The organism is Catenovulum sp. SX2 (assembly GCF_052056295.1).
Taxonomy (GTDB): domain Bacteria; phylum Pseudomonadota; class Gammaproteobacteria; order Enterobacterales; family Alteromonadaceae; genus Catenovulum.
Map to the genome: position 1 here is coordinate 2,356,725 of NZ_CP182493.1, position 15,818 is coordinate 2,372,542.

16 protein-coding genes are annotated in these 15,818 nt (G+C 40.2%); 10 read left to right on the forward strand and 6 right to left on the reverse strand.

Annotated features, from left to right (window positions below; all coding sequences use genetic code 11):
* Nucleotides 1-114 precede the first annotated feature (114 nt).
* Nucleotides 115-486, forward strand: coding sequence for a Fis family transcriptional regulator (locus ACMZOO_RS09860; protein WP_440903192.1), 372 nt, complete (start codon nucleotides 115-117; stop codon nucleotides 484-486).
* Nucleotides 487-559: 73 nt separating this feature from the next.
* Here the strand turns inward: ACMZOO_RS09860 and ACMZOO_RS09865 are convergent, their stop codons facing one another.
* Nucleotides 560-1,612 carry a DUF4097 family beta strand repeat-containing protein gene (locus tag ACMZOO_RS09865; RefSeq protein WP_440903193.1) on the reverse strand — a complete coding sequence of 351 codons (1,053 nt, stop codon included), beginning with the start codon at nucleotides 1,610-1,612 and terminating at the stop codon, nucleotides 560-562.
* 327 nt (nucleotides 1,613-1,939) lie between these two features.
* Between ACMZOO_RS09865 and ACMZOO_RS09870 the strand changes: the two genes are divergently transcribed.
* Genes ACMZOO_RS09870 through ACMZOO_RS09880 form a run of 3 tightly spaced genes read left to right on the forward strand, consistent with a single transcriptional unit; the run spans nucleotide 1,940 to nucleotide 4,256 of the window.
* A complete protein-coding gene (locus tag ACMZOO_RS09870; protein WP_440903194.1) occupies nucleotides 1,940-2,851 on the forward strand; it encodes a class I SAM-dependent methyltransferase in 912 nt (303 codons plus the stop codon).
* Nucleotides 2,841-3,791 (forward strand): tRNA-dihydrouridine synthase, encoded by a 951-nt coding sequence (locus ACMZOO_RS09875; protein WP_440903195.1) that lies wholly within the window; start codon nucleotides 2,841-2,843, stop codon nucleotides 3,789-3,791. Before ACMZOO_RS09870 ends, ACMZOO_RS09875 begins: the two co-directional genes overlap by 11 nt.
* A gap of 30 nt (nucleotides 3,792-3,821) precedes the next feature.
* Nucleotides 3,822-4,256 carry a DUF2214 family protein gene (locus tag ACMZOO_RS09880; protein ID WP_440903196.1) on the forward strand — a complete coding sequence of 145 codons (435 nt, stop codon included), beginning with the start codon at nucleotides 3,822-3,824 and terminating at the stop codon, nucleotides 4,254-4,256.
* Between the two features lie 85 nt (nucleotides 4,257-4,341).
* Here ACMZOO_RS09880 and ACMZOO_RS09885 read toward each other — a convergent pair whose 3' ends face one another.
* On the reverse strand, nucleotides 4,342-5,136 hold the full coding sequence (locus ACMZOO_RS09885) for a potassium channel family protein (protein WP_440903197.1): 795 nt from the start codon (nucleotides 5,134-5,136) through the stop codon (nucleotides 4,342-4,344).
* A gap of 29 nt (nucleotides 5,137-5,165) precedes the next feature.
* On the reverse strand, nucleotides 5,166-5,765 hold the full coding sequence (locus ACMZOO_RS09890) for a hypothetical protein (RefSeq protein WP_440903198.1): 600 nt from the start codon (nucleotides 5,763-5,765) through the stop codon (nucleotides 5,166-5,168).
* A 132-nt stretch (nucleotides 5,766-5,897) separates the two neighbouring features.
* On the opposite strand from ACMZOO_RS09890, the gene ACMZOO_RS09895 reads away from it, so the two are divergent.
* The 4 genes from ACMZOO_RS09895 (at nucleotide 5,898) to ahpF (ending at nucleotide 10,122) form a co-directional block, all read left to right on the forward strand.
* Nucleotides 5,898-6,794 (forward strand): FAD:protein FMN transferase, encoded by an 897-nt coding sequence (locus tag ACMZOO_RS09895; RefSeq protein ID WP_440903199.1) that lies wholly within the window; start codon nucleotides 5,898-5,900, stop codon nucleotides 6,792-6,794.
* Nucleotides 6,795-6,907: 113 nt separating this feature from the next.
* The gene (locus ACMZOO_RS09900; protein WP_440903200.1) at nucleotides 6,908-7,732 is read left to right on the forward strand and encodes an amino acid ABC transporter substrate-binding protein; all 825 of its coding nucleotides are present in this window, start codon (nucleotides 6,908-6,910) and stop codon (nucleotides 7,730-7,732) included.
* Nucleotides 7,733-7,870: 138 nt separating this feature from the next.
* Complete coding sequence (ahpC, locus tag ACMZOO_RS09905; RefSeq protein WP_440903201.1) at nucleotides 7,871-8,440, forward strand: alkyl hydroperoxide reductase subunit C; 570 nt, start codon at nucleotides 7,871-7,873, stop codon at nucleotides 8,438-8,440.
* Between the two features lie 104 nt (nucleotides 8,441-8,544).
* Nucleotides 8,545-10,122 carry an alkyl hydroperoxide reductase subunit F gene (gene ahpF / locus ACMZOO_RS09910; RefSeq protein WP_440903202.1) on the forward strand — a complete coding sequence of 526 codons (1,578 nt, stop codon included), beginning with the start codon at nucleotides 8,545-8,547 and terminating at the stop codon, nucleotides 10,120-10,122.
* 85 nt (nucleotides 10,123-10,207) lie between these two features.
* Here the strand turns inward: ahpF and ACMZOO_RS09915 are convergent, their stop codons facing one another.
* Nucleotides 10,208-11,803, reverse strand: coding sequence for a discoidin domain-containing protein (locus ACMZOO_RS09915; RefSeq protein WP_440903203.1), 1,596 nt, complete (start codon nucleotides 11,801-11,803; stop codon nucleotides 10,208-10,210).
* A gap of 279 nt (nucleotides 11,804-12,082) precedes the next feature.
* Nucleotides 12,083-12,946: a substrate-binding periplasmic protein gene (locus ACMZOO_RS09920; RefSeq protein WP_440903204.1), complete on the reverse strand. Its 864-nt coding sequence runs from the start codon at nucleotides 12,944-12,946 to the stop codon at nucleotides 12,083-12,085.
* Nucleotides 12,947-13,061: 115 nt separating this feature from the next.
* Here ACMZOO_RS09920 and ACMZOO_RS09925 point away from each other — a divergent pair, with 115 nt between their 5' ends.
* Nucleotides 13,062-13,484, forward strand: coding sequence for a hypothetical protein (locus ACMZOO_RS09925; protein WP_016956992.1), 423 nt, complete (start codon nucleotides 13,062-13,064; stop codon nucleotides 13,482-13,484).
* Between the two features lie 86 nt (nucleotides 13,485-13,570).
* Nucleotides 13,571-15,322: a protein-disulfide reductase DsbD gene (gene dsbD, locus ACMZOO_RS09930; RefSeq protein ID WP_440903205.1), complete on the forward strand. Its 1,752-nt coding sequence runs from the start codon at nucleotides 13,571-13,573 to the stop codon at nucleotides 15,320-15,322.
* Here the strand turns inward: dsbD and ACMZOO_RS09935 are convergent.
* Nucleotides 15,315-15,812 carry a hypothetical protein gene (locus ACMZOO_RS09935; RefSeq protein ID WP_440903206.1) on the reverse strand — a complete coding sequence of 166 codons (498 nt, stop codon included), beginning with the start codon at nucleotides 15,810-15,812 and terminating at the stop codon, nucleotides 15,315-15,317. The genes dsbD and ACMZOO_RS09935 overlap by 8 nt on opposite strands.
* Nucleotides 15,813-15,818: the final 6 nt, after the last annotated feature.

A 15,818-nucleotide genomic window follows, 5' to 3' on the forward strand; every position in this document is an offset into this window, starting at 1 on the left:
TTTGCTAGATAATTGATAATCTCGGTGCCAGTAAAAATATTTGGCTTCAGTTACTTGATCGCTTAGTTTATCCAAGTTCCAAAATTTATTATCCTGAGAAAACCCAAAAAACCTATGCCCAAGCCAAATCAAAAACTAACGCAAAAACAAATTAAACAACTCGACAAACAAATTGTTAAGCAACTAACTCAAGTATGTCATATAGCACAAAATGAAATTGATGGATTTGTTTGGCTAACCCACACAGTTGATTACGCTAATTTAGACAAAAGCTTAAAAGTGATATTTGTATTTGCAACAACTGAGCAGCAGGCCAGTGCTGAGGGTGAATACGCCAATAAGATGAAAGCTTGGGTTGTTGAATATTTGCAGCCATTGGAGATTAAACTCTACAATGCAGATAAACAAATCCAGTTTGATAGTGAACAGGCATGTGATGCGCAACACAATGGTAATTGGCAACATAGGCTTGCATGTACGCAATAGGCAGGTCGATAAAAGAAAAGCCCCATTTGCAAACAACACAAAATGGGGCTTTGGCAGGGGATCTTTTAACTTGCTAGATATGAATGATTTGGCTGTGGCCGTGTTTAACCGACAAGTCAATTTTGTTTTTGCTGGCTGCGCTACCATTACTAAAGCTGCTGTCACCTGATACTTTGCTTTGGTATTGAGTGCCTTCAGGTAAATACAAATCAATGTTGCCGTGGCGGGCTTTGCTGCTTATTTCAAAACCATCTTGTTGCAATTGCTTAATGTAGGTGCTGCCATGACTATTGTCGGTTTTTAGTTTTTTGCTAGAGCCGACAAAATGAATTTCGCCATGTTTGTTTTCTATTTCCACTCTATCTAAATGTTTGGCTGCGAGTTTAACCTTACTGTGTGCACCATCGGCTTTGAACGATGAGCCAACAAATTCATCTATCATTATGCTGGCATGAGCGCTTTCAATGTCGGTTTTACCAATTTCGCTGTGTTTAACCGCCAAAGAACCATGGCTAACCTCTGCTTTTAATAGCTTGGCGGTTACGTCTAATATTTCAGTCGAACCGTGTGAAGAGTCAAAATTGATAGAGTCTGCAACTATTTGTTCAATCAGCATAGAGGCATGGTGTTTATCAATTTCAAGCTTGTTTGCTTTGATGTCGCGCACGTTAAATTGTCCATGGTGGCTATCTAACTCTAAGTCTGCATAATCGAGCTTATCTATATTGATCACACCATGATGGTGGCTGATATACACTTTATTAAAGTCATTTTGGCCTAAGCTAATGGTAATTTTTCGCTCAACTGAGCATGAATCGAAAAAGCTACTTTCTTGTTTTTTCAAACTGATTTTAGTTTTGCCCCAGCTTTTATCTATATCCCACTGGTACAAACAAGCTTCAGAGCTACCGGCTAACAAGGTTTGTTGCATATAAAGGTGGCTGTCGGCTTCACTGCTGTGTTTTATAACTACGTCTGAATGAAAGGTTTTTAGTGCTAACTTTTCAACGCCGGTCAGTTGTAATTTTTGTTCATCTACATGAGGTTGGCTGTCATTGGCGTTTGCGCCGCTTACAATAGTCGCTACTATGGCGGCTGCGCCGATTGAATAAGTAAGTTTGTTCATAAGTTAATCCTTTTAAATAAAGCCATCCACTTGGGGTTGACTATGTATCTGTGGTTGAGTTCTCCATGCATATAGCTTTATCTGTGCCAAAGTAATTAACCATATGTTTTATAATATCTTTTTCTGATTTCCCCCCTGTTTTGCTATTAAAGTATCAACTTTGTTGGTTAATTTGACTAATTTTTGATGGTTAAGTTGGTTAAAAATGTAACTTTTGATGTTTTTCTTTAATTGAAGGTGATGATTGCTTGCCGACAAACTAACTCAAGCTGATGATCTCAGGTATAATGCCCGCCAGTTGCAGCCAAGTAAGTACAGAAGCCATATATGAATACCCTTATTGAAAATATCCAACTGCCAACAGGTGATGATTGCCAACGTCTATTTCATGGTCGTGGCCATTGTTTTGTAGGTTTAGAACATATCTGCATAGATTGGCTAAAACCTGTGGTGTATGTGACTGCTTACAAACCTGTTGAGCCAGATTTAAAAGAGGTTATTCAAACTTGGGTAAAAACAAATGTGCCAGAGTGCCAAAGTTTAATTCTGCAACATAGGTATGCGATTAGTGGTTCATATGACCAAGGCCAATGTGAAGTTTTATTTGGTGATATGGTCAATCAGTTGGTGGTTACAGAGCTTGGTTTACAGTACCAATTAACCCTAGGAAAAAAACAAAATCACGGACTGTTTTTGGATATGAAAAACGGTCGTGATTGGGTTAAACAACATGCCAATGGCAAACGTGTATTAAATCTATTTGCTTATACCTGTGCTTTTTCCGTGGCTGCAATTGCTGGTGGAGCTGAATCTGTGATCAATTTAGATATGAGCAAAGCCGCCTTAGCGCAAGGGCGAGTGAATCATCAGCTCAATCAGCAAGATAAAAGCAAAATTAAATACGAAGCGGTTGATTTGTTTAAGTCTTTCGGGCGGGTACGCAAACATGCGCCTTACGATATGTTAATTTGCGATCCACCCGCTTTTCAAAAAGGCTCAGTTAATATTGAAAAAGACTACGCGAAAATTATTCGTCGCATGACAGAATTTTTAGCCGACGGGGCAGATATTTTATTGTGTTTAAACGCGCCAGATTTATCCGATACTTTTTTACAGCAACAAGTTGAAGAGTTTGCGCCCAACTGGCAGTTGCAACAAAGTTTAGCGGCGCCAGCTGTGTTTAAAGAAAAGTACCCAGAAAAAGGTTTAAAAGTTTTTTGGTATAAAAATGTTGGCTAACATTCGCAGCTTAACGCTGGCACCCATGGAAGGTGTAGTTGATTTTGCTGTACGCGATTTGCTAACACGTTTTGCTGGGTTTGATTTATGCGTAACTGAATTTGTTCGGATTAGCCAAACCGTATTGCCAGATCGCAGTTTTTATCGATTATGCCCAGAGCTTGTAAGCAACGCTGGTAAAACTCCATCCGGTGTGCCTGTACGCGTACAATTATTGGGTAACAATCCAGAATATTTAGCAGAAAATGCCGTGCGCGCAATTGAGCTGGGTTCGCACGGGGTTGATTTAAATTTTGGTTGCCCAGCAAAAACTGTGAATAACTCCAAAGGTGGCGCTGTGCTTTTGCAAGAGCCTGAGGTGTTATACAAGATAGTCAAAGCTGTGCGTGATGCCGTACCGCAGCCGCATATAGTTAGTGCAAAAATTCGTTTAGGTTTTGACGATGCTAGTTTATTCCATGCCAATGTTGATGCGGTTAATCAAGCAGGTGCAAGCAGTTTAGCTATCCATGCGCGCACTAAAGCACATGGTTATAAACCTCCGGCATATTGGGCTGAAATCAGCAGTATTTTAGATAAAGTAAATATGCCAGTGGTCGCCAATGGTGAAGTTTGGTCTATGTTAGATGCTGAAAACTGTTTGCAGCAAAGTGGTTGTCAGCATTTAATGGTTGGCCGCGGCGCGTTGGCTATGCCCAATATTGCTAGTATATTGCGTCATGCTGCACAGCCGCTTAATTGGCAACAAGCTGTTGAGGTATTAATTGCCTATGCCGATTTAGAAATAGACCATGATCGTGGTTTATATTATGGCAATAGAGTAAAACAATGGCTGCGCTATCTTAAAATTCACTTCCCACAAGCAGGCGATTTGTTATTATCAATTCGCAAGTTACATGATAAAAATCAAGTTCTACAACATTTAAACAGCTTACATTAGCTCTAACCACAAGCACGGCAGGGGAAAACTATGGATGAAATTTTAGTTCGTTATATGCATTTTATTGGCATTATATTTTTAGCGTCAGGTTTAGTTGCATCACATATTTTGGCTGGTTGGCAGTTAAATCAGCAGCAGTTTAAGAGTTTACGCATAGCTGATGGCGTTTATGGTTTAGGTGCTGTGTTGGTATTAATTGCTGGTGTGTTATTAATTGCTAGTGTTGGTAAACCAGCAGAGTTTTATAGTAAAAATCCAGTCTTCCACGTTAAGATGACTTTGTTTGTGATCATGGGGATTTTATCTATTTTCCCAACTAAGTATTTTTTGCAGAACCGAAAGTTTGCCGGCGACAGCATTCAAGTACCAAAAAAGATAATTAAGATTATTCGCGCTGAGTTAACTTTGTTATTGGTTATACCGCTATTAGCTGCATTAATGGCTAGAGGAGTGGGTTTAGCTTAAGCTTAAGCTTTAAACTAACATTTACTAAGTTTTTTATCGCATTGAGATATATATCCTAATGCGATAATCCTGCTTTATTAATAACTTACTGTTGAGACTGTTGCTGCTGTTTTCTCAATTCAACGATTTCAGCTTCTAAATCTGATATTTTATCTACTAGCTGTTGATGCTGTAAGTTTTGTTCCTGCAGTATTTTTTCAGCCCACATTGGCGTGTGCTCTGTGTCTTCTGGTGCCTTGGAAAAACTCGATGCAATATAACCGGAAATCACACCAAATAAACTAACACCACTAATTATCAATAAGCTGCTAACTAAACGTCCCCAAGTTGTTACTGGATAATAGTCACCATAGCCTACTGTCGATATGGTAATTAACCCCCACCACAAAGCATCTTCGGCGGTTTTGATATTTGAATTTGGCGCATTGCTTTCAATTAAAAATATCGCCACGGCGCTGCCTGCGACAATTATGATCATAAAAACCAATAAACCCGCCATTGTGGTTTGAATACGCTGCTTAAGCATTGGCAGTAATACACTGTGCGCAAGGCGTATCATGCGAATTACGCGGAATATTTGTAAAAAGCGCAATAAACGCAGTGGTTCAACCAAAGGTATGCTGGCAACAAATTCAAGCCAATGTTCTTTTACGTATTGAGCTTTATGTTCACTGAGCACTAGGCTAAAAACGAAATGCACCATGAATACTATGCAAATCATAGTGTCAATTAGCGTTAATAATCTGCGTGTTTCTGAATGCATCGGCATAATAAATATGCACAAAACTATCACCATGGCGACGGCTGATAGCAGCATCATAGCAATATCAAATGGGCTAGGGGCTTGAATGTCGTTATTGGCTAACGTGTTTGAACTCATTAATTGCGACCTTATTTATTCTTTTTGGTTTATTCGTCTGCGGGAAAGCTATCTAATGTTTGTTTAATTTTGTCAGCATATTGGCTGATTAACTTTTGATTCGCTGTTTGTCCTGCTTGTTTTGGCGTTTGCAATTGTTGGAACATACTGAGCATTTGTTGTTTCATTTGATCTTTTTGCTCTTGGGTTAAAAACTCTGATGCGTCTAATTCGGCCAGTGAGTCTTTTATCTCTTGTTGAATCTCAGGCGAAATTGAATAGGCCTGCATAGCTACTTGCATATAACCTTGAATAATTTCAGATTGCACCACAAAGAATTGTTCTACACTAGCAAAACCTTGAGCCTGTACTTTATTTTCAAATTGGTTGTACAACTGAAGTTGTTTGAGTGCGGATGAAGCTTGTGACGCTACATCAGCAGGTGCTGAATTCGCAAAATCTATGTCACCTGTTGCATTGAGTTTTTCTTCATGTTGTTTAAACCAAGCTGCAATCTTGGGTGCTGCTTTTGTCCACTGTTCAATTTGCGCTGCATTCAAGTCTTGTGCATATACTGGGTTGCTAACGATAAAACTCATAGCTGCGATTAACGCCAAAACAATGCTTTTTAACTGACTAAGTGTATACATAATTGCGTCCTTGATTAAATTTACTGACATTTTCTCTTATAGATTAGCCTAACACTACTGTTTTATTGCACATCACTGCGGTATATTCTAAAAATAAAGATAGCCTATCTCGGTGGAATTAAGACTAACAAGATGCGACCTGATTATAAAATACATTTTTACCAGCAACATGCATGTATTCGATTTGAAGCTATGGCCAATACTTGTGAAGTGTTAGTAGACAAGTTAGAGCCAGCTTTAATTGAGCAAGTTGCTGCGTTAGCTTACCACCAAGCTATGCGGGTCGATCACAAATTTAGCCGTTACCGCAACGATAATATTTGCCACGCAATTAATAATGCACGAGGCGAAGTTGTTGCGATTGATGAAGAAGTTTTCCGTTTACTCAGTTTTGCTGATCAGTGTTATCAAAAATCTGATGGTTTATTTGATATCACTTCCGGCATTTTGCGTCGCGCATGGCCGTTAGACGAGCAGCAAAACAAGTTACCTTCGAAACAACAAGTTGCAGCTTTGTTGCAGTTAGTCGGCTGGGAAAAAGTTAAGTTTGACAACAAAACTATACAAATTCCTGCCGGAATGGAAATTGATTTAGGCGCAATAGCCAAAGAATACGCAGTTGGATTAGTCGCGCATGCATGCAGTATGTTAGCGCCCAATGCGTCTGTGTTAGTTTGTTTTGGTGGTGATATGCAAGTAAGTCAGCCACGTAAAGATGGCCAAGCCTGGCAAGTAAGCATAGAAAATCCCAATGCTTTATCACCGCAAATTGAATTATTTGAAATTCGCCAAGGTGCTATGGCGACCAGTGGCGAAATTCATAGATCAATCGAAGTTGATGGCAAACGCTATGGCCACATCCTCAATCCTAAAACCGGTTGGCCAGTTGAAGGCGCACCTGTATCTGTTTCAGTTTATGGCAAAACTTGCATTCAAGCGGGTAGCTTAGCGACTATGGCTTTGCTGCAAGGTGATAATGCTGAAAGTTTCCTCCAGCAACAAGGGTTGGAATATAAGCTAATTCGTTAGTTAAACGGCGATAATTAGTTGGCAGACTCGGCGTTTGACAACTAAGCTATGTGTAACTCCTTCTCAATTTTGTCTAATTATTTATGCTGCGTATATGCTGTTATGGATTTTTGTTGGCCTTGTGTTTCATTTCAACAGAGGCATTTAGCAAATCTATTATCTACCCACCACCGCTAGGTGAATGGGATAAACAGCATAATTATCCGATTACTTTATTAACTAAAGCATTAAATCGAGCTGATCCAGAATATCAACTAGAACTCTATGAACAAACCATAGATCAAGAACAAGCACTTAACCTACTTTATCGTAATCAAGTCGACGTTGTTTGGACTATGACCAATAAACAGCGTGAAGCTTTGTATTTACCCGTGCGTATACCTCTGACTAAAGGCTTAAGTGGTTGGCGGCTGTTTTTAATTAAACCTGAACACCAACATTTATTTGATAACGTCAAAAGCCATAATCAACTTAAACTCTATACCGCTGTACAGGGGCAGGATTGGCCGGATGAAGAAATTTTACAGCGCAACCAACTAAAGTTAGTGACTAAACCTGCCTATGTAGATTTGATTGATGTGTTAACTTCAGGCCAAGCTCAGTATTTTCCGCGAGGTGTGTTTGAAATTTGGTCGGAAGCAGAGCAGTTTCAAGCACAAGGTCATAATGTTAAAGTTGAAAGCAGTTTAGCTTTATATTACCCCACGGCATTGTATTTTTTTGTCAATCGCAACAACAGTCAGTTGGCTGCGAGCATAGAGTCTGGTTTAAAACAATTATTGGCGACAGGTGAGTTTGACCTTATGTTCAATCATGCTTTTGCCGATGCGATTGATAAAACCAATTTTACGCAGCGGCGCATTTTACGCTTAAACAATCCGTCTTTACCTAAACAAACGCCACTAGCCAATAAACAGCTGTGGTATCAGCCTGATTAGTTTTATTGATTAGCTAATCGGAAAAATCGAATGTGATAATCGAATCAGTCCGTTATACAGATTAAGCCTGTTTTCCTAATATAGTTCCCGAAGCAAACAACAACTTTCTTAACCAAAGATTTATATTAGGAGACAGCTATGACTCAATCTATTATCAACACTAAAATCAAAGAATTCAGCGCAACAGCTTTCCACAAAGGTGACTTTGTTCAAGTATCTGACAAAGACCTAGCTGGCAAATGGTCTGTAGTGTTTTTCTACCCAGCAGACTTCACATTTGTATGTCCAACTGAGCTAGGTGATTTAGCAGATTACTACGCACAGCTACAACAAATGGGCGTTGAAGTTTATTCAGTATCAACCGACACACACTTTACACACAAAGCATGGCACGACACGTCAGACACAATTGGTAAAATTGATTTCCCAATGATTGGCGACCCAACTGGCCGTATTACTCGTAACTTCGGCGTAATGATTGAAGAAGATGGTTTAGCACTTCGTGGTACTTTCGTAATCAACCCTGAAGGCGAAATCAAAGTTGCAGAAGTTCACGACCTAGGTATTGGCCGTAGCGCTAAAGAACTAGTTCGTAAAATTCAAGCAGCACAATACGTTGCAGAGCACGACGGTGAAGTATGTCCAGCTGCATGGCAACCAGGTGAAGAAACTTTAGCGCCTTCTTTAGACTTAGTAGGCAAAATCTAAGCTAAATCTAAGGTATTAGCTTTCTTTTGGTGGCTTGAACAGAGGGGATTTATCCCCTCTTTTTCCAAGTCTATTTAACCCAGTTACTTTCCCTTGGAGTTGTTATGTTAGACAGCAAAATTAAACAACAATTACAAAGTCATTTCTCGGCAATTAAACAGCCGGTTGAGTTGCTTCTTTCGCTTGATGACAGCGTCAAGGCAAAAGAACTTAACCAACTAGCCGATGACTTAAGCAGCATTAATAGTCAAATTTCAGTACAACAGGGCAGTGAAGAAGGTGTACGCACTCCATCAATGACAGTGCGTAACTCAACTAAAGGCACTCAAGTTGGTTTTGCGGGTGTGCCAATGGGGCACGAATTTACCTCGCTGATATTAGCCATTCTGCAAGCCGGTGGTCATCCGAGCAAACAAACTGCAGAAGTGTTAGAGCAAATTCGCCAATTGCCAGGGCCACTTAAATTCGAAACTTACATTTCGTTAAGTTGCCAAAACTGCCCTGAGGTTGTACAGGCACTTAACCTACTAGCGCTAGAAAACCCAAATGTTGAACACGTTATGATTGACGGTGCGGTATTTGCCGATGAAGTATCACAACGCAATATTATGGCAGTACCAAGTGTTTACCTAAATGGTGAGGTATTTGCACAAGGCCGTATCGCCCTTAAAGAAATACTAAACAAAGTAGACACAGGTGCGGCAAAACGCGAAGCGGAAAAAATTAACCAAAAAGACCCATACGACGTACTAGTTGTCGGAGGTGGCCCTGCAGGTGCTGCAGCTGCAATATACGCAGCGCGTAAAGGTTTGCGCACAGGCATAGTTGCCGAGCGTTTTGGTGGACAAGTTATGGATACAGTTGCTATTGAAAACTTTATCTCAGTTAAAGCGACTGAAGGACCTAAGTTAGTTGCAGGGTTAGAAGAACACGTTAAAGACTACAATGTAGATATTATTGACCAACAGCGAGCTAGCTCTATTGTGCGTAATGACATGATTGAGATAGGGCTAAAAAGTGGTGCAAGCTTAGCAAGTAAATCTGTGATTTTAGCCACAGGTGCGCGCTGGCGCGAAATGAATGTACCGGGTGAAAAAGAATACCGTGGCAAAGGTGTTGCTTATTGCCCACACTGCGACGGCCCTTTATTTAAAGGCAAAAAAGTTGCAGTAATAGGTGGTGGTAACTCAGGTATTGAAGCTGCGATTGATTTAGCCGGTATAGTTGAACAAGTAACTGTATTGGAATTTGATAAAACACTGAGAGCCGACGAAGTATTGCAACGCAAAGCGCGCTCTATGCCAAATATTCAAATTATCAAACAAGCTCAAACCACAGAAGTGGTGGGTGATGGACAAAAAGTTACTGGCCTAAACTATATAGACAGAGCAACAGGTGAGCAGCAGCACCTTGAGCTTGCCGGTATCTTTGTGCAAATTGGTTTAGTGCCAAACAGCGAATGGTTAGACGGTGATGTTGATTTAACCCAGCGTGGCGAAATAATAGTTAACGAGCGTGGCGAAACGTCAATTCCGGGCGTATTTGCCGCAGGTGATGTAACTACCAGCCCGTACAAACAAATTATTATTGCCATGGGTTCTGGCGCAACCGCATCACTCAGCGCGTTTGATTATTTAATCAGAATGGAACCTGCCGATAACTCTGCAGAAAAAGCAGCTTAGTTATAGGCCTAGGCTAAATGTGCAAAAAAGCCCAACTAAATAATTGTAGTTGGGCTTGTTATTATTTGTCGAAGCCTGTATGAAACTAGTGATTACTGCTATAGCTCACATTGGTCACTGTTGCTTTTGACGTGGTAATTCCAAACTGCTCAAAACATTCTGCCCATGAGTCTGAGTCACCACGTGTGCCACATTCTTCTCTGGTATATGGGTCTTGCGACTGCATATAGTTACCAAACTTAAAGTAGCTCGCATCGTCGTCTTCAACTTGCATACTTAGTGAATTACCACAACCCGTTACTGTCATTGTGCCGTAGTTATTGGTGTAGCTAATCTCAAAAGAATCGCCACTTTCAATAGTACATAATGACTTTTTAACTTCGTTTCCGTCTGTGCCGCGTAAACGCACATACACATCAAAAATACCATTGTTGGCAACACTATCACCAAAGCCTGATTCGCTAGAGTCAGCCACAAATACTTTCATTAAAGTAGAAATGGTTGAGCCATGGGTTTGTGCAACTATGGTTTTAGCACCGTTAGACAACTCCATTTTGTAGCTTGCTGCAAACGACTCATTGGTATCGTAAATTGATTTACGTTTGCTTGATTTTATTTTGTACTCGTGACGCCAGCCGCCACCACCAGAAGTCGTGTATTTAGTTTCTAAAGGGACAAATTCTAAGGTGCTGCTGTTAACCAATGGATGTGGGTTGCTACCTTCTAAATCAAATAACGAGCCGTCGGTAATAATGGCTGGAATATCCGTTGTGCCGCCTGAACCGTCTGCACCATATAATTTCACTTCGGTGATATTCATCCAGTTACTACCTGCGCTGTTCGACTGAGCTTTAACTCGAACTTGTTGCGCACTGATGTCGGTCACATCGTACATTTCTATACCTGTAGTATTGCCAGAGCTAACCGAATCATGAATTTTTGTCCAAGTACCGCTTGTGCCTGGGCGAGCGTAAATTTCAAAGGTATGGGTACGTGAGTCACCTTGACCCCAAGCAATACCAACTTCTTTTACTTCTTTCGCTTCGTCTAATTGCAAAGTTAAATTAACTGCGTTGCCGCCTGCTTCAGCCGCCCAGCGTGAAGACCATGCTGTGCTGTTATCAATGGCTTTTGCTGGTGGGTAACTGCTGTGGCTAGTGCCATCATCAAATGCTGTATTTACCGCTAATTCGCCATCGGCAGAGTTACCGCCTGTGCCATACAATTCAACTTCTTTAATATTGGTCCAAGTTGAACCTGCACTGTTTTCAAAGGTTTTTATGCGGATTTGGCGAGCGTCTATATCATCAATATCGTAAACTTCTATGCTGGAAGTGGTGCCTGAACTAACACTGTCATACACTTTAGTCCAAGAGCCACTGGTTGCTGCGCGTGCCCAAATTTCAAATGTGTGAGTTTGATCACCACCATTACCCCAAGAAACACCTACTTCAGTGACAGTCTGCACTGAGTCTAAATTAAGTTGTAAGTTTACTGGTGAACCTGATGCCGCCCAGCGTGATGCCCAAGCTAAGCTGCCATCAATTACGTTTGATGCAGGATAACTTGCATGGCCTTCACCCCAATCTTCTGCGCTATCAATGTTTAAAGTATTTGCATGTGAGTATGTTGTTGCGGTTAATGCTAGAGCTGCCCAACTAAGGGTTTTGATTATTTTCATGTGTGTGTACCGAAAGTTTTTGTTTGCTAATTTGGAACTCTAATTATTTTTAGGTTCCACCAACAAATACCATACTGATAAATTGGTATTACAATTCAATTTACCAATATGTAAGTCAAAAATTAACAGGTATAAAACAATTGATCAACTTTTTAGTGGCTTTATAGTAAATTTTGTTGCGAATTATTATTTTTAGCTGAGGTTAATGATATTGAGAATATCATGTTGCAGTTGTTAGGCAGCCGTAAGGTTTGTGGAGAATGTTCTTTGTCTGACAATTTATTGTTGCTGGCAAGGGATGATTTGCCAATCTTTGACTTTATCTAAATAAAATCCAACAGCTTGATAAGCATGTTGAATAGTTCCTGCGTTATTTAACTTCGTTAAGCCAATATTGAGTGCTTCGGCTAACTCAGTTCCTTGTGGATGTTTTTTGGAGACTAAAAAATGCAGCGATTCATCAAACACAACTTTTACATTCTTGATGGGTTTAAGTTTTACCCCGTGGTGATCTTGCACTAAGTCAGCTTGAGTAGAAAAAGTTGTTAGTAAATAATCGGCGCGGCCTGCTGCTATCATACGAAACATTTGTGGAAACGAGGGAGCGGAAATCGTTGGACTGCCAATACATTGATGCGCACTTAAATCATTTACCCAAGTTCTGTTGGTAACACCCACTAGCTGTCGAATGTTAGATAAGTCACTGATAGCTTGCAGTTGTTTATTGCCAGCCAATACATATAACCCCTTCTCAAACTGACCTTTGGCAACAAGCGCCTGCGATTGATAACTGTAGGTTTTGTTATGTTGATGCGACCAAAAAGTTAAACCTGCAGAAACAATATTTCCTTTGTTTATTTCTAAGTTTAGTCTGTGCTGAATAGGGTAGGGTTTTACCTTAATTATTGGACGATAACCAGCTGCGACTAATGCTTGGCAAAATAATAAACTTTCCATCGCAACTTGATTGTTATTTTGGTAGTAATCTTGGTTATCTTCACATGGGCTTTTAAATATTTTTTGCACAGCTGCAAGATGTTCACCATAATGCCCTAGGGTCAGGTGAATGCTATTTAACGCGGGTTGTGCTTTGGCGGCTTTTTCTACCGCGTTGGCATGGCCTCCAAGCACAAGTAGTAACAAAAGGGATCGCAGCAACAAAACAAATACTTATATTTGGTCAACTAATAATTAGTTAAGCATGTGCGATAAATGCAGTAAACTCAAGTAATAACTAAATCAAATAAAGGACGCTGAAATGTCGGAAACTAATAATACGCAAATCGATTTAAACCAACTGGCACAACCGTTGATAGATAAATTACCTGACGAGCTTAACTGGCAGCAAGATAATAGATTTAACGCTTTGATGGCAGAAGTACCTAAACCTTTATTTGAGATTATTTTGCCTTGGTTAGAAGCTGAATTTCAGCATAAATGGGACAGAGATAATATTAAAAAAGCACCGGATTTAGTAAAGCTGGGTGCTGGAGTTTTTGCCAAAATGGAAAAAGATCAGTTTTTATTTAGCGGTTTAGATATTGACCAAAAGCTTATGTTGGCTTGGTGGCCTTGGGGACCTGGAGCACCTGCCAGTTTACGTATTTTTGTTGCGCAAGATCCTGCTGGTATTAAAGCACCAGGTGTTTTGAGCAAACTCAAATCTTTGATTTTTGGTTAATTGAAATTATTTGGTTGTTTGTTGGGTCTTAGTCTTCAAACCTTTAGTTTACACATTAACTAATTAAAGCCAGTGGGAGTTTATCTGTGCGTTGTTTTCAAATTGTCTGTTTGTGGTTATTGTTTTCAACATCAGCTTGGGCGTTTAATTTTTCTGAATTACAGCAAAATGATGAATTTTTACCGGTTGAGCAAGCATTTCAATTTGATTTTAATCAGCAAGGCGAGCAGCTTTCGTTAACTTGGCAAATCCACGAAGGCTACTACCTATATAAAGATAAAACCCGTGCAAAAGCAGCTAAACAAGAACTAAGCATAAGTTTTGTTCAGCAAGGCAAAGAAAAACACGACGAATATTTTGGTTTAGTTACTGTTTTTCGTGATCAGCTTGAAGCCAAACTTGATTTAACTGGCGTGCGAACCGATACCCTGTTAGTGACTTACCAAGGCTGTGCTGATGCGGGTTTGTGTTATCCACCGGTATTAAAAGAAATACCCTTGTTGGCAGTTGCTAGCTCTAGTACTCAAACGGCTGATTTATCTGAGCAAAATACAGCAGGGAAAATAGCGCAAACACCTTCAACAAATTCTGCAAACACTTCATCTGGGCTGTTGGGGTATTTTGACCAAAGCAGTGTGTGGTTAACCTTATTAAGCTTTTTTGTATTAGGTTTAGGTTTGTCACTCACACCATGTGTGCTGCCTATGGTGCCTATTTTAAGTTCGATTATTAGCAGCCAAAAATCTACCCATGTAAAAAGTAGCTTAGTTTTATCCTTATTTTATGTTTTGGGTATGGCAACTTTTTATACCTTGAGTGGTGTATTAGTTGGCTTTTTTGGCGCGCAATTTAATGTACAGCTTTATTTGCAAGCGCCTTGGTTAGCCATCTCTTTTGCGGTTATTTTTGTATTACTCGCTTTGTCTATGTTTGGTTTATACGAGTTGCAGTTGCCAGCATCTTGGCAAAGTAGATTGCAGCAAGCAGGGCAAAATAAAAAAGGTTTAATTGCGACTTATATTGCAGGTGGTGTATCGGCTTTGGCGCTATCACCTTGTGTGTCAGCACCACTTGCTAGTGCTTTAGTTTATATCTCAACTACAGGCGATGCGGTTTTAGGTGGCGGTGCTTTATTGGTGATGAGTTTGGGCATGGGTTTACCTTTGTTATTGGTCGGTGCTGGTTTAGGTGGTTGGTTGCCACAAACAGGTGGCTGGATGCTCCGCGTTAAACAATTGTTTGGTGTGATCATGCTCGGCATGGCCATTTGGGTGGTTGAACGTTTATTGCCATCTATTGTCAGTGCTGCTTTATATGCGTTATTGCTGGTGTGGGCGGCTGTGCATTTAGGTTTATTGCAAACAGACAATACAGCAAAAGCTAAAAACACACAGTTTTTCGCTTGGGTATTGTTGTTGGTTGGTATCTTCTATTTTTACCACAATTATCAACAAACTTATGCGGTTAGCTCGGGTGCTGCACCGGCACAACATGCATCTGTATTTAAACGAGTAGAGTCGGTTGCCGAGCTGGAAACTTTATTGGTTAACTCAAACGGTAAAAAATCTATCGTCGATTTATACGCAGATTGGTGTGTGAGTTGTTTAGTGATAGAAGACGAAGTATTCGCTAAATTAAACCCAGCAGATTATCCAGACTATCAATTTTTGCAGCTAGACCTAACAGAAATGACCCAAGCAAAACAAAGCTTTTTAAGCCAACATAATCTGTTTGGTCCACCTGCTTTATTGGCTTTTGCCGCAGGAGAAAGTCAAACTGCTGAATTTGTTTATCAAGCCGAATTTAATTTACAGCAGTTTGAAGGCTGGTTTAAATAACATTTAGGTTTTGTGATTGTAGTTGCTGCACGACTTCTGCGATTTCTTCTACTGACAACTCGTAGAATTTACGTTTAGCAACTGCTTTAACTGGTTTGGTTAACTTTCTGATATTTGAAATTTCCCAAGCTAACCATCCAGGCTCAAAAGTCGCTTCATCACAACCCGAACGTGCACAATCCTCTTTTACCCAAGGCCTGCAGTTATTGATGTCAATTACAGCAATAACTTGGCCAGCAGGATCTTCTTGGCTAGGCGTGTTTAGCCGGATGTTATTTTGTACCAGAGCAACATTTAACATTGGCAGTTCGTCTGGACGCCAAGAGCGGATCTCAAGTTGTTTGGTTCGATCAACAATCTTGTCTCCCCAAGGGCTGACAATAGATAATGCAAGCACATTATTTCCTTTAGATGTATATTCTGCGCGGCGTTCGATTACTTGATGTATTAACGACGATTGAGTTATTTCAACTAATATTCGAGTGTGCATTAACCC

What these genes read in the sequence shown, in the direction of transcription:
- ACMZOO_RS09925 (WP_016956992.1), top strand. Translation starts at nt 13,062, where the DNA reads ATGTCGGAAACTAATAATACGCAAATCGATTTAAACCAACTGGCACAA.
- ACMZOO_RS09895 (WP_440903199.1), top strand. Translation starts at nt 5,898, where the DNA reads ATGCGACCTGATTATAAAATACATTTTTACCAGCAACATGCATGTATT.
- ACMZOO_RS09915 (WP_440903203.1), bottom strand. Translation starts at nt 11,803, where the DNA reads ATGAAAATAATCAAAACCCTTAGTTGGGCAGCTCTAGCATTAACCGCA.
- ACMZOO_RS09935 (WP_440903206.1), bottom strand. Translation starts at nt 15,812, where the DNA reads ATGCACACTCGAATATTAGTTGAAATAACTCAATCGTCGTTAATACAT.
- ahpC (WP_440903201.1), top strand. Translation starts at nt 7,871, where the DNA reads ATGACTCAATCTATTATCAACACTAAAATCAAAGAATTCAGCGCAACA.
- ACMZOO_RS09880 (WP_440903196.1), top strand. Translation starts at nt 3,822, where the DNA reads ATGGATGAAATTTTAGTTCGTTATATGCATTTTATTGGCATTATATTT.
- ahpF (WP_440903202.1), top strand. Translation starts at nt 8,545, where the DNA reads ATGTTAGACAGCAAAATTAAACAACAATTACAAAGTCATTTCTCGGCA.
- ACMZOO_RS09890 (WP_440903198.1), bottom strand. Translation starts at nt 5,765, where the DNA reads ATGTATACACTTAGTCAGTTAAAAAGCATTGTTTTGGCGTTAATCGCA.
- ACMZOO_RS09875 (WP_440903195.1), top strand. Translation starts at nt 2,841, where the DNA reads ATGTTGGCTAACATTCGCAGCTTAACGCTGGCACCCATGGAAGGTGTA.
- ACMZOO_RS09865 (WP_440903193.1), bottom strand. Translation starts at nt 1,612, where the DNA reads ATGAACAAACTTACTTATTCAATCGGCGCAGCCGCCATAGTAGCGACT.
- ACMZOO_RS09860 (WP_440903192.1), top strand. Translation starts at nt 115, where the DNA reads ATGCCCAAGCCAAATCAAAAACTAACGCAAAAACAAATTAAACAACTC.
- ACMZOO_RS09885 (WP_440903197.1), bottom strand. Translation starts at nt 5,136, where the DNA reads ATGAGTTCAAACACGTTAGCCAATAACGACATTCAAGCCCCTAGCCCA.
- ACMZOO_RS09870 (WP_440903194.1), top strand. Translation starts at nt 1,940, where the DNA reads ATGAATACCCTTATTGAAAATATCCAACTGCCAACAGGTGATGATTGC.